The sequence below is a fragment of the Vibrio sp. D417a genome, from assembly GCF_030248595.1.
Lineage (GTDB): Bacteria > Pseudomonadota > Gammaproteobacteria > Enterobacterales > Vibrionaceae > Vibrio > Vibrio alginolyticus.
On record NZ_JAHGAM010000008.1, the window covers coordinates 1 to 13,617 of the forward strand.

General features: G+C 42.0%; 13 protein-coding genes. 11 read left to right on the forward strand and 2 right to left on the reverse strand.

Going from position 1 to position 13,617, the window contains the following annotated elements; translation table 11 throughout:
- Window positions 1–317: 317 nt before the first annotated feature.
- The 7 genes from pyrD (at window position 318) to rmf (ending at window position 8,903) form a co-directional block, all read left to right on the forward strand.
- A complete protein-coding gene (gene pyrD / locus KI742_RS08965; protein ID WP_053350766.1) occupies window positions 318–1,328 on the forward strand; it encodes a quinone-dependent dihydroorotate dehydrogenase in 1,011 nt (336 codons plus the stop codon).
- Between the two features lie 168 nt (window positions 1,329–1,496).
- Window positions 1,497–2,039, forward strand: a complete 543-nt coding sequence (locus KI742_RS08970) for a cell division protein ZapC (RefSeq protein WP_005377444.1) — start codon at window positions 1,497–1,499, stop codon at window positions 2,037–2,039.
- 486 nt (window positions 2,040–2,525) lie between these two features.
- Window positions 2,526–4,646, forward strand: coding sequence for a bifunctional 23S rRNA (guanine(2069)-N(7))-methyltransferase RlmK/23S rRNA (guanine(2445)-N(2))-methyltransferase RlmL (rlmKL, locus tag KI742_RS08975; RefSeq protein ID WP_053350765.1), 2,121 nt, complete (start codon window positions 2,526–2,528; stop codon window positions 4,644–4,646).
- Between the two features lie 21 nt (window positions 4,647–4,667).
- Window positions 4,668–4,910 (forward strand): glutaredoxin family protein, encoded by a 243-nt coding sequence (locus tag KI742_RS08980; RefSeq protein WP_017821808.1) that lies wholly within the window; start codon window positions 4,668–4,670, stop codon window positions 4,908–4,910.
- On the forward strand, window positions 4,888–6,807 hold the full coding sequence (locus KI742_RS08985; RefSeq protein ID WP_005377449.1) for an ABC transporter ATP-binding protein: 1,920 nt from the start codon (window positions 4,888–4,890) through the stop codon (window positions 6,805–6,807). The genes KI742_RS08980 and KI742_RS08985 overlap by 23 nt, the downstream gene beginning before the upstream one ends.
- Window positions 6,808–6,814: 7 nt before the next feature.
- Complete coding sequence (locus tag KI742_RS08990) at window positions 6,815–8,548, forward strand: DUF3466 family protein (protein WP_285385957.1); 1,734 nt, start codon at window positions 6,815–6,817, stop codon at window positions 8,546–8,548.
- A 181-nt stretch (window positions 8,549–8,729) separates the two neighbouring features.
- Complete coding sequence (gene rmf / locus KI742_RS08995) at window positions 8,730–8,903, forward strand: ribosome modulation factor (RefSeq protein ID WP_005377453.1); 174 nt, start codon at window positions 8,730–8,732, stop codon at window positions 8,901–8,903.
- A gap of 140 nt (window positions 8,904–9,043) precedes the next feature.
- On the opposite strand, the gene fabA is transcribed toward rmf, so the two are convergent.
- Together fabA and KI742_RS09005 are read right to left on the reverse strand one after the other, a co-directional pair.
- The gene (fabA, locus tag KI742_RS09000) at window positions 9,044–9,562 is read right to left on the reverse strand and encodes a bifunctional 3-hydroxydecanoyl-ACP dehydratase/trans-2-decenoyl-ACP isomerase (protein ID WP_005390081.1); all 519 of its coding nucleotides are present in this window, start codon (window positions 9,560–9,562) and stop codon (window positions 9,044–9,046) included.
- A 70-nt stretch (window positions 9,563–9,632) separates the two neighbouring features.
- Entirely contained in the window at window positions 9,633–11,273 is a 1,641-nt protein-coding gene (locus KI742_RS09005) for a Lon protease family protein (protein ID WP_154204566.1), read from the reverse strand.
- A 210-nt stretch (window positions 11,274–11,483) separates the two neighbouring features.
- On the opposite strand from KI742_RS09005, the gene matP reads away from it, so the two are divergent.
- From matP to KI742_RS09025, 4 genes are all read left to right on the forward strand, one after another.
- Window positions 11,484–11,933: a macrodomain Ter protein MatP gene (matP, locus tag KI742_RS09010; protein ID WP_005396497.1), complete on the forward strand. Its 450-nt coding sequence runs from the start codon at window positions 11,484–11,486 to the stop codon at window positions 11,931–11,933.
- A gap of 15 nt (window positions 11,934–11,948) precedes the next feature.
- Window positions 11,949–12,260: a DUF3634 family protein gene (locus tag KI742_RS09015; RefSeq protein ID WP_005377468.1), complete on the forward strand. Its 312-nt coding sequence runs from the start codon at window positions 11,949–11,951 to the stop codon at window positions 12,258–12,260.
- A 114-nt stretch (window positions 12,261–12,374) separates the two neighbouring features.
- The gene (locus tag KI742_RS09020) at window positions 12,375–12,698 is read left to right on the forward strand and encodes a hypothetical protein (RefSeq protein ID WP_158173897.1); all 324 of its coding nucleotides are present in this window, start codon (window positions 12,375–12,377) and stop codon (window positions 12,696–12,698) included.
- A gap of 520 nt (window positions 12,699–13,218) precedes the next feature.
- On the forward strand, window positions 13,219–13,587 hold the full coding sequence (locus tag KI742_RS09025; RefSeq protein WP_285385960.1) for a regulator: 369 nt from the start codon (window positions 13,219–13,221) through the stop codon (window positions 13,585–13,587).
- Window positions 13,588–13,617 lie beyond the last annotated feature (30 nt).

The window sequence follows — 13,617 nt, forward strand, 5'->3', positions numbered from 1 at the left end:
TATTTAGGACGGCACAAAGTCATAAGTAAAAGCCTCGTTATTTAACGGGGCTTTTTATTATCTATTATTCACATTTGGAACGAAAATAGTTACATTGTCACATTGAATTGAAATTAAAACAGAGTGAAATCGATTGCTTTTAAGCGGTTAGTTACGATTTTTATCGCAGAAACTTGATTGTAATTGTTTGTTTTATATTTAAAAATCTTATAAAGATATAGGTTTTTACTTATTACGTTCATTTTCATTGAATTACGATGAAAAACGGTAAATAATATTGTCCCGTTTATACGGGGCTTTTTTCTTTCGGAGGCACAATGCTTTACCGTCTAGCCAGAACTGGCTTTTTCCAACTCGATGCCGAGAAGGCACATGATCTTGCAATCAAGAACTTCCAACGCTTTAACGGCACACCACTTGATCTCTTTTACCGCCAACAGTTACCAACTCGTCCAGTTGAGTGTATGGGTCTAACATTCCGTAACCCTGTTGGTCTTGCGGCTGGTTTAGATAAAAACGGCGAATGTATTGAAGCATTTGATGCCATGGGCTTTGGCTTTGTCGAAGTCGGCACTGTAACGCCACGACCACAACCAGGTAATGATAAACCACGCTTATTCCGTTTAGTGGAAGCAGAAGGGATCATCAACCGCATGGGCTTTAATAACCTAGGCGTTGATAATTTGATCGAGAATGTTAAACGAGCAAAATTCAATTGTGTTCTCGGAATTAATATCGGTAAAAATAAAGATACGCCAATTGAGAAAGGGGCAGAGGACTACCTGATTTGTATGGAAAAAGTGTATGAGTATGCTGGCTATATTGCAGTAAACATCTCATCGCCAAACACTCCAGGTCTTCGTTCACTTCAATATGGTGAAGCGCTTGATGAACTGCTTTCCGAATTAAAAGCGAAACAAGCGGAGTTATCAGAGAAGTACAACAAGTATGTCCCGTTAGCATTAAAGATTGCGCCAGATTTAAGTGACGATGAAATCTGCCAAATCTGCGATTCTTTATTGAAAAACAATATAGATGGTGTGATCGCGACTAACACAACTTTGGATCGCACGATCGTAGAAGGGATGAGACACGCCAATGAGGCAGGTGGCTTGAGTGGTCGCCCTGTGCAATCACGCTCTACGGAGGTCGTACGTAAGCTTCATGAAAAGCTTGGAGACAAACTTCCAATTATCGGTGTTGGTGGTGTAGATTCCTATGTTGCGGCCAAAGAAAAGATCATGGCAGGCGCTAAACTTGTTCAAGTCTACACTGGCTTTATTTACCACGGCCCAGGTCTCGTACGTAATATTGTTAAGAATCTTTAACATATACATCAAAAACTACTGAAAAATCAGTACCTGTTACATAAAAAAGAGGACTTTGTTTCCTCTTTTTTTTTATCCGTTCGTTTGTAGAATTTAAAAATCACGAGTAGGTAATTAAGCGTCTTACCTCTTTACCACTGATTTAACTAGTCAAGAGAGAACGGAATAATGCTTAAACCCAGCGACAAATGGAATTGGTATTTTGACGAGCAAAAAGCTTGCTTAATGCTGGATCTGGGGGAGGAAATGATTTTCCAAACCAATCTATCCCGAAAATTGTTGGTTAACTGTGCCTTCTCAAACAGTGAATTTACCGTTGATGACGCCAGCGCATTTCAAACGTTTAATGAGCGCATTCGCTGTCTCGATATCAGTGAATATCGCCAAGCTGAATTAACACTGTATTGTGTTGCTGCAAAGCGTTTTCATAAACCTGTACAGCCTAAGAGCTGGTTCTTCGATGCACAGTCCTCTGATTATGAACCTCAAGAAGGGGACATGGTCTTCCTCACAAATCAATATTCTGATGGTATGTTCATCGTTCTAGAACCAGGCGAAACATCGAGCTTATGTGCTTATGTTAACCAAGAAGCCTTTGTTCTTGATGGCAATAAGGCGCTTCAATTTGGGCAGCCGATTAAAGTAATGCATGATCGCATGGCTTGTGCAAACCACCTCTTTGCAATGACCCCTATGGCAATGGTGGGTTAAAGCTGTTTAATTTTTCTTTATTTCGTTCCTTTGTTTGCCTTAATCGACCTTACTGGGTCGATTTTTTTTGTCCTTTCCTCTGACACTCCAATCCGAAAGACCATGAAACTGTTTGTTTTCTATGCATGCAAACATGAAGCTGGTCACTTTTATTTTACTTATTTCAATTTGATTACTCCTTTAATTAGGCAACCTAGCGCCTAAAACAACCCTATTTATTCCCCTATAAAGGGCATTTGTAAGTAATTTACATCAACCAATCCAAACTGGTGTATACCAAAATGCATGTAAATAAGTATTCACTTCTTCTAAAGGAAACAAAATACGTTCATAAATGAAAAACATTCAAACTAAAGATGTTGAAAGTTTTAGATCATTTGAGTGGTGATGATTTGAACTAACGGGTGGGAAAATACCTTTAAAAACGAGGCATTGATCGTAAAGTCAGGTATAATTGAAGCCATTTTTTATCAGCGAAAGAACACTATGAATCAATATCTCGCGGTAACTTCAAATGGCATGGAAAATTTGCTTGTTGAAGAACTGACTAAACTAGGCATTGAAAATGCGAAACCAGTACAGGCAGGCGTAAAATTTAAAGCGACAAACGAACAGGTTTATCGCTGTTGTTTGTGGAGCCGTTTAGCGTCTCGATTTGTACGTGTTTTATCTGAGTTCACGTGTAACAACGACATGGACTTGTATCTATCCACTTCCACTATTAACTGGGTTAACCAATTTCATAGCTCTAAACGCTTTGTTGTGGACTTTAACGGCACAAACCGTGAGATTAGAAATAGCCAATACGGGGCTATGAAGGTCAAAGATGGCATCGTAGATTGCTTTGAGAACAAAGGCTTGCCACGTCCTAATATCAGCAAAGAACGCCCAGATATTCGTATTCACGTTCGTTTGCATAAAGATAAAGCGTTGCTTGGGGTAGACATGGTAGGTAGTGGTCTTCATCAGCGTGGTTATCGACCAGAATCGGGTCGTGCGCCATTACGTGAAACGCTTGCTTCTGCGATTATCATGCGTTGTGGCTGGGATGGGCATCAACCATTACTCGATCCAATGTGTGGTTCTGGTACTTTGCTTATTGAAGCGGCAATGATGGCAGCCAACATGGCACCTGGCGTTAAGCGCAAACAATGGGGCTTCGAAGTTTTGGAAGACTTTGAACCGGAGACCTGGGCTGAGATTAAATCAGAGGCTAATGTTCAAGCTAGACGAGGTGTCAAGAAAGTTGACGCTAAGTTTTTTGGATTCGATAACGACCCCAAAGTATTAAAAGTCGCTCAAGAAAACGCCCGCAGAGCAGGTGTTGAAGAGTTGATTGAGTTTGCGCAAGGTGATGCTGCAACTATTACTCGTCCCGCAGGATTTGAACACGGTGTTATCGTTTCAAACCCACCTTACGGTGAGCGTCTAGGAACTGAGCCGGGGCTGATTGCGCTCTATACCGCGTTCGGTGGACAGCTAAAATCTGAGTTTGGCGGATGTAAAGCATCTATCTTCTCTAGCTCAGACGAGCTCTTGAGTTGCCTTCGTATGCGCGCTGATAAACAGTTTAAATTGAACAATGGTGCGTTACCGTGTCACCAAAAGAACTACAGCATTGCCGAGCGCAGCGCTGATGAAGTGAAAGGTGCAGATACTAACGTTCAAATCGCACCAGACTTCTCAAACCGTTTGAAGAAAAACATTGGCAAGATTGGCAAGTGGGCGCGTAAAGAGAAACTAGACTGCTATCGTATCTACGATGCAGACCTTCCAGAATACAACGTAGCGATCGACGTGTACGGCGATCAAATTGTGATTCAAGAGTACGCAGCACCTAAGAACATCCCTGAAGAAAAAGCCAAGCGTCGTCTAACGGACATTATCCGTGCGACGATTCAGGTGACCGGTGTCGAAGCGAACAAAGTTGTACTGAAAGTTCGTGAGAAGCAGAAAGGTCGAAGCCAGTACCAAAAATTAGGTCAGGTATCAGAGACGCTCGAAGTAAACGAGTACGGTGTGAAGCTGATCGTTAACCTTCATGACTACCTAGACACAGGCCTGTTCTTGGATCATAAGATCACTCGTCGTCGTCTTGGCGAAATGGCACAGGGTAAAGATTTCCTTAACTTGTTTGCTTACACTGGTAGTGCAACAGTGCACGCTGCAGTTGGTGGGGCGCGTTCCACTACAACTGTCGATATGTCAAACACCTACTTGAACTGGGCGAAAGACAATATGCAGCTTAATGGCTGTGTAGGGCGCCAACATAAATATGAACAAGCGGACTGTTTGCAATGGCTAGAAAACGCAAAAGGTGAGTACGACTTGATCTTTATTGACCCACCTACGTTCTCTAACTCTAAGCGTATGGAAACATCATTCGATGTACAACGTGACCACATTAAGCTGATGAAGAACCTCAAACGTTTACTGAGAAGTGAAGGCACAATCGTATTTTCAAATAACAAACGTCATTTCAAGATGGATGAAGAATCACTCGCTGAATTGGGTTTGAAGGCTCAGAATATTTCTTCTCAAACGTTACCATTAGATTTTGCGCGTAATAAACAGATTCATAACTGTTGGCTAGTAACGCACGCGTAGTATAAACAAAAGGATTAATACGTGCTGATATTGTATAGCACGGAGGGATGCCATCTTTGTGAGATGGCATTTGCTCTAGTAGACCAAGTCGGTTTGGCCGAGCAAACAGATATCATTGATATTGCGTTCGATGATGTACTATTTTCTCGTTACGGCGTCACAATACCCGTATTAAAATATCAAGATTCTGAGTTGAACTGGCCGTTTGACTTAGAACAACTCACACATTGGTTGGATAATAATGGCATTACTTACCATTCATAACGCACAACTTGCATTTGGTGACCACCCATTGCTAGACAAAGCGGAGTTCGCTCTTCAAGAAAACGAACGCGTTTGTTTAGTTGGTCGTAACGGAGCAGGTAAGTCCACGTTAATGAAAGTGCTTGCCGGCGACATTTTGTTGGATGATGGCAAGATTCAAATAACTCAAGACGTAGTAGTTTCTCGGCTTGAACAAGATCCACCGCGCAATCAAGAGGGTACGGTTTACGAATACGTATCTGGCGGTTTGGCTGAAATCGGCGAACAATTGAAGATCTATCACGATCTTCTCGATCTTGTTGCTCAAGACCCAAGTGAGAAGAACATTAACCGTTTGGCGAAAGTTCAAGAGCAACTTGATCATTCTAACGCTTGGCGCTTTGATGACCGTGTTAAGAACGTACTTGGCGCTTTAAAACTAAGCCCAGAAACCAAACTGACCGATCTATCCGGTGGCTGGCAACGTAAAGCTGCTTTAGCTCGTGCGCTGGTTTGTGATCCTGATGTATTGCTTCTTGATGAACCAACAAACCATCTCGATGTGACAACGATCGAATGGTTAGAGAACTTCTTAAAAGACTTCAAAGGCTCGATCATCTTTATTTCTCACGACCGTGCATTCATCAAGTCGATGGCGACACGCATCGTTGACTTAGATCGCGGTCAATTAGCTTCTTTCCCTGGTAATTACGAACAGTATTTGAATGACAAAGAAGAAATGCTTCGCGTCGAAGAAATGCAAAATGCTGAGTTCGATAAGAAACTAGCGCAGGAAGAAGTGTGGATTCGTCAAGGCATTAAAGCACGTCGTACTCGTAATGAAGGCCGTGTTCGAGCCCTTAAAAAACTTCGTGAAGAGCGTCGTGACCGTCGTGAAGTTCAAGGTAAAGTTAACCTAAACATCGATGATGCTTCTCGTTCAGGTAAGATTGTATTTGAAGCAGAAAATGTATCTTTTGCTTACGAAGGCAAGACAATTGTCGACGACTTTAGCTTTAACATCATGCGTGGTGACCGTATTGCACTTATCGGACCAAATGGCTGCGGTAAGAGTACGGTACTTAAATTGCTACTAGGGCAATTGGAAGCGCAGTCTGGTCGTTTACACTGCGGAACAAAATTAGAAGTCGCGTACTTTGATCAGTACCGAGAGATTTTGGATCCAGAAAAGACAGTGATCGATAACTTAGCGGATGGGAAACAAGAAGTAATGGTTGGGGGACGTCAGCGTCATGCGCTGAGTTATCTCCAAGACTTCTTATTTGCACCTAAGCGCGCCAGAACCCCGGTTAAGGCACTTTCCGGTGGTGAGAAAAACCGATTATTGCTAGCCCGTATCTTGTTGAAACCAAACAACTTACTTATTCTTGATGAACCAACTAACGATTTGGATATCGAAACGTTGGAACTTTTAGAAGAAATGCTTGCCAATTATCAGGGTACATTATTGTTAGTGAGTCACGACCGTGAGTTCGTAGACAACACAGTAACAACCAGCTGGATTTTTGAGGGTAACGGTATAATCGAAGAGTTCGTTGGTGGTTATCATGATGCTAAACAGCAGCGTGACCAAGTTCTTGCTTCGCGCAGTCAGGTTGAAAAACCAACGAAGAAAGAGAAAGTGGTTGAGGAAACTCCCAAAACTACGCAACCTAAGAACAATTCGAAGAAGTTATCGTATAAGCTGCAAAGAGAATTAGAGGCTCTACCAGCTAAACTTGAACAATTAGAGTCGGATATCGAGAGCCTTCAGGAGCAAGTGAACGATCCAGAGTTCTTTGCTAAACCTGTAGAGCAAACTCAGCCGGTATTGGAACAGCTTGCTGCACTAGAGCAGGAGTTGGAAATCGCATTCGAGAGATGGGAAGAACTCGAAGCAATGCAACAGGATAGTTAAGAATTCAATGAATTGTAGTAATAAATTCAAATTGACCGCCATTGCAATGATGGTTGGTACCACAATGAACGCACAGGCGGCATTGTATCAAGTTGTTGAGGTTTCACCTCAGGATCATGGTTCAAACGGTGACTACCAAACGGCTTACGGGGTTGCAATTCAACAGGGCGATGCAGGTACAGATCCTTCAACAGGTTCACCTTTCGCTTTAGGCTGCTTTGATGCAGCAGCAAACTGCACGCCAGAGCAGTTTAAACTTGCAATGGAAACTCGCACTACACCGATTTCAGCGACACAAGCCGTGGATGGGAACAGCTATCGTGAAGAAATCCCATTCGGATTAGACGCTGGCTTTTATTACATCCAAGAACTCAAAGACTTTGAGCGTTACTGTTACAACCAGCTTCGCTATTCCACCTGTGACTCTTGGGCTTCAGTAAACTGGACGCCGTGGAACAAAGAACGTAGTAAAGACTTTACTTCTAATGCGTTAGCGTTCATAGAAGAAGATTCTGCTGCTTATAAAAATGAATATAACAATGTTATCAACCAGCTTACCGAGGATGGTGCAGCTGTCGGTAATCAGAGTAAAGTTAGCACAGAAAATACTTCTACATTAGAAACACGAAATACCGTAGTTGCACCAGTAGAGCCAAATATTCTTACTGGCGATGGTGACGCAAGTGTTGTGCAAAGCCATGCTTGGAGCACAGACGGCAATTTTACTGTTGGCAGTGTTTCTCGAACAGCAAGCAATACCAATGGATCTCACCACACATCAAAAGCAGCGATTTGGGATCAAAGCGGAACCGTCAGTGAATTGGCTTGGCCAAGTGGCACATCTAAAGATGGAGAAAGGTTAGCTCAAGGGAGCATGCGTGACCTGATCACTGATGGAACTACGGTCTATGGCGTAGGTTACAACACTTACAGTGATGATAACTACCTGAATGCGACTGTTTTTGTTGGAACTCTAGAAGCCGAAGGTAGCGTTGAAAACGCAACTTGGAAAAATAAAGTTGTTGTAGGAGCTAGACAGCGCGAAGGTGATGATACGGTTCATACAAACTCACGATTAACCGACGTTAACTCTAATTTTGTTGCTATTGGTGAAGCGAAACGTTCGGGCGGATACTTAATGCCAACGGGCTCTGCTCCGAATCGTCTCTTTATCGTAGATGATGTTCGTAAGGATTCTATTAGCGCTTTTTACCCAACTACTGGCATTTTCTTTAGCGGTGCGGGCGGTAAGATGGGCGGTATCAACTCTTACAATGAGATCGTCGGGCAACTTGATGCAGAAACGACTCGTGAAGACGATGGCAAGCCACGTCGTAAGCGCGGTTTTATCTATCCATATAGCCTAGGTGGCGAGACTAGTGAACGTGCTGCAACATTGTTTAATGGAAAAGCTTGGTTCCTAGACAGTTTGACTAATGGCGGTGATTACTCTGAACAAAACAATCAGTTTCGTATTATCGATGCAACTGATATCAATGATGCAGGTGTGATCTCTGGTACTGCTATGAAATGTGCAGGTGGTTATAGCACAACAGCAAACAATGCGACATGTAGCTCTGAAGAGCAAATTGTAGCCGTCAAACTAGTACCTATTGCTGACGCAACGAAGGACGACATCGTATCTCGAAGCATTGACTCAACGACGACAGAGCGTCAAGGTGCAGGTCTTGGTTGGTTAGCTTTGACCATGCTTGGATTGTTTGGGTTCCGTAGAAAATAGTTAAAAATCGTCAGTAATTTTTAAATCAAGCAGAGGCTCACACATTTGAGTCTCTGCTTTTTTTATGCCTTGAGAAATTGCCTACTTTGATCGATTCTTATAAGTGGAGTCATAAAAACTCCATCAAAGTTTCACAATAACAGCTGTACGTTAGTAAATGGACCTGTATGAGGAATTAACTATGAAGAGACAAAAGCGTGATCGCCTAGAACGAGCTCAATCTCAAGGCTACAAAGCTGGGTTGAATGGAAGGTCTCAAGAGGCTTGCCCATATCAACAAGTTGATGCTCGGTCGTATTGGTTAGGTGGTTGGCGTGATGCCAGAGATGAAAGACAATCTGGTCTCTACAAATAAACTCTCCACATACAAAAAGAAGGATTCGAAAGGGCTCTACGGAGCCTTTTCTACATTATAGGGACATAGGGAAGTAGGTTAACACTCGATAACAAAAAGGCTCCTAAATAGGAGCCTTAATAAATCGATTAAAATCGTGATTAGAAGCTTGAAGTGTCTTGGAACAAGCCAACTTTCAAATCTTTTGCTACGTAGATTTCTTTGCCGTCCACACATACTCGACCGTCGGCCAAACCCATCACAAGTTTACGGTTTACAACGCGTTTCATGTGGATTTCGTACGTCACTTTTTTCGCTGTTGGCAGGATCTGACCTGTAAACTTCACTTCGCCAACACCCAGAGCACGACCTTTTCCTTTGCCACCAACCCAGCCAAGGAAGAAACCAACAAGTTGCCACATCGCATCAAGGCCAAGACAACCCGGCATTACAGGGTCGCCAGGGAAGTGGCAGTCAAAGAACCACAAATCTGGAGTAATATCCAATTCCGCCAAGATCAAACCTTTACCAAAATCGCCTTCAGTCTCAGACATTTTAGTAACACGATCCATCATTAGCATGTTTGGCGCAGGAAGCTGAGGGTAACCAGGCCCAAACAGTTCGCCTTGGCTAGAAGCAAGTAGATCGTCACGGTTATAAGAATCACGTTTGTTTTGCATTATCAATTACTCCAATTTTTGATAGCTGCATCTTAGTGAACACGTGTACGCTAAACAACTCCGATCAGTACTAGACAAACCAGTTTTTGATGCGCTGCACAATTCCTTCTGGATGCTCATGTCTTTCAAAGTTTTCAATACGTTCCGCTATTTTGCCAATAATGCTATCGTCTTCACCTCTAAAAGGTTTATTCATTACAATCGGAATAGCTTCATCTACGGTAGAAACGGACCAAATATGGAACTCACCATTTTTAATGCTTTCTATTACATCTTTATGTAATGCAAGGTGTTTAAGGTTTGATTTTGGCATCACAACACCTTGATTTCCTGTAAAACCTTGATGTTTACAAACCTGATAAAAGCCTTCAATTTTTTCGTTCAAGCCACCGACGGCTTGCACTCGACCAAACTGATCAACAGCTCCTGTAACCGCAACTTGTTGATTAATTGGAGATTCAGATAAAGCACTTACCAAGCAACAAAGTTCTGCAAGAGATGCGCTGTCACCATCAACTTCACTATAAGACTGTTCAAATACGATGGAGGCTGAGTAAGGCAGTGGTTCATCCAGTTTCAGAGCAGAGCTCAAGAAAGCTTGCATAATCATCATGCCTTTTGCATGTAGATTGCCTCCAAGCTCAGCTTTGCGCTCAACATCGGAAACATCGCCATCACCAAAATGAATTACACAAGATATTCGTGCAGGCTCACCATAGCTGACAGGGTGCCCAGCCATATCAATAACGGTTAGGCCATTGATTTGACCAACTTGTTCCCCAGTTGTCTCAATGATGACTTGGCCATCTAAAATATCGTACACGGCACGCTGAGGAAGGTAAGATTCTCGGTAATACTTGTCGTCAATCGCTTTATCTAACGACTTGTAATCTAATGCGTGACCATCACTGAACTGGCTGGCAAGCGTTAGAAGTTGAGAGTGCCACATTACTCCTAAAGGCAGATAATGTTGATCTTCAGTAAATCTCATACCGGCTAGCAACAATCTTCTAAAACCACATTCAGTTAAGTGAGGCAGCTGATATTGAGAACATATCCAGTTCACTAAACCAAAGTAATCTGTCAAATTCTGCCCTGACAGATGAATATCTTCTTCAACTTCCGTATACATGGCAAAGCCAGAACAGAAGTCTTCATCGATGTATTCTAGCTCTGCTAACTGACTTCTTTCTCCTGTTACAATCAGTTTTACATCATAAGCTTTAGCTTGCGGTACTGAAGTAGGTAAACGAGTAGGGCTTAGGTTCAGTGGTTCGATAAGGTTTTGTTGAATTGCAGACTTTATATTTGGCCAAAGTCCTGGGTTAGCCAAAATTAGATTAGCCGGTACAATTAAGTAACCGTTATCTGCCTGTGAAATTAAACCAGGTTGGAAGGCAATATCACCACTTACATCAACACTGTAACGGTCAAATAAACGTTTGGCATCAAGTGATTCCGAAAAAACTATCGCAGCGTTAGACTGGCTCTGAAGAGCTTTACTGATGAACTCTCTATATACAGAATTATCTACGCAGTTAATGAGTAGTACTCGCGTCAATCCGGAAATTTTTGAAAAACGAGATATCGTTGCCGACATTCTCGGTTGGAGATCAGTAAAAGACTTCTTTGGTAACGAAGGTGCAGACTTTAAAAGTGCTTCGTACTGCTCAAGTGAAGGTGTTACGTCTTGCCAATTAAGTTGGTTCATTAAAATTCATCGTAATTCAATCTTGCCGACATTATAACGAAACGGACTATAACACCCTAGCACCAATTTGGTTTGCTCTCGGCATTCAACTCTCAATGAACAATACTTAGACAAATGAGTGATCAACATCGATACTTCTAAGAGTTTTATTTGCCCAAGTAAACCATCTGGGTTACGCTGTCACTAGGTTATGTTTATGGGTCGGAACAAATGAAATATCAACAGCTTGAGAATCTAGAATGTGGGTGGAAATGGAAGTATCTCATCAAAAAATGGAAAGATGGTGAAGCGATTACCCGACATATTGATACAAGCGAAGCAGATGCAGCGGTCGCAGAACTAAAACGCCTTGAACACGAGCCTACACTTGTCTTGGCTTGGATAGAAAACCACATGTCAGAAGAGTTAGATAATAAACTCAAGCAGGCTATCCGAGCGAAACGGAAACGTCACTTCAATGCAGAGCAAGTCCATACAAAGAAGAAATCCATTGATTTAGATTACCGAGTTTGGGAAAAGCTTTCTAGTAGAGCGAATGAACTTGGTTGTACGTTATCTGACGCAATTGAATATTTGCTTTCCGAAGCGTCGAGAAGTGAAAAAGCGAGTCAAAAAGTTACCTCAATTAAAGAGGATTTGAGTAAATTGCTATCTAGCTAGGATAGGGAGTGCCAAATGTTATATGTAATCTTAATTGCAGCCATCGTGATCTTTTGGTTGATCGCAGTCGATAGGCCGGTGTTAAAAGTAAAGTTCGATAATGGCCATATTAGTAACGTAAAAGGGCATCTACCTCCTTCTTTCAAACACAACTTACAGGATATTAGTGAGCATAACCCGTTTACTGGTGAAATGAAGGTGTATAGCCAACGAACAGGAATGCGCTTAAGCTTTTCCAAAGGCATTCCCAAAAAAGTTCAACAGAGGATTCGTAACGTTTTTCCGCACCAGGGCTTCAAAGCAAACAAAGGCAAGAAGCGCGCTTAATTACATATCAGTTACTTCATCATGTTAAATGGGACGCAATGTGGCGTCCCATTTTCGTATCTACAGAAAAATTACTTATCATCGAACAATCAACAACATAAACGGACCAAAACGATGAGATACGTTGTAACTTTAATGATATTGATCTTTGCAAGTAATTCAGTTTTTGCTGACGATTCAGAAACGAACCTGTTGGCTAAAAAGATTAAGACTAAGCTTCAAAAGAAAGTAGACAATAAGTTTGATGGCTATCAAGGTTATTGTGACGTCATGATAGAAATGGAGCACAAAAGTAAAAACGCAGTAATAAAAAGAGTAACCAGTAGTGGTGACCAAAAAGTGTGTAGGTACGTTAAGTCCAACTTGAAGAAAGGAAAACGCTATCGTTACAAATTCCCCGAAAAGTACATTCGCCTCCATATAACCACAGGCTTATAAATGTTTCAGAACGCCTTGATTAAGAGCGAGTGAACTGAGCTCGTGATTTTTGGCAGATTTCGTTGCGGAGCGATTAGAGCGTTTAGCTGATTTTTGCTGTTGTACGAGGCGAGTATGAAAGGCTTTTTTGTTTGGTAGCGCTTAAGTTAGTAATCGTGATGCCATTGAATGGCAAATTCAGTGAGTTGGCCATTATCACCATACATAGATTGATTCAGGTACTTACGGAAGAACACGCCAGTAAGTCGAGGACTACGCGCGCATCAATTTTCAATAAGAGATTTGATTTGCTTCGTAAGCATAACCACAAACCAAACTAGCGATTGCAAGTCCACAGGAACCTCGGTTAAAGCTTCAAAAGAAAACAATGTTGTTAATCTTAGGAGGACATTTTAAAGTAGCTAAAACCGGACATTATTGCTTGGAGATCTCACCCCTTGGTGCGCATTATATCTGCTTATGTTGAATACGATTGCATATGCGTATCCTATAAAATGTCTCTCTTTTGAGGGACAATTCAATGAAGTATCACGAAATGACTAAAAACTATATTTTTCGTGAATTTGAATGTGGTTTATCCGTCGAACAAGCTGCTGAACTTTGTTTAAAAACTGTGAGAACAGTCAAAGAATGGGATAAGGGGAAAACTATTCCGCCGGAGTGTAAACGGCTCATGAGAATGACAAAGGGAAGGGAACTAAGCCCATCAAACCAATGGGAGCACTTCAAAATGCATTACGACAGGTTGGAGTTACCGACTGGGCAACTTGTTACAGCTCAACAAGTTTTAACAGGAATAGCTTTACTAGAGATTGGGGCGTTGACGGACTTAGAGGCAGCAGGGCAAGTTTTGAAGTACGCAAGGGCTCTTAAGGGGATTATGTCTTAAAAAAATCCCCCCTAACAAAGGGGGGAATAA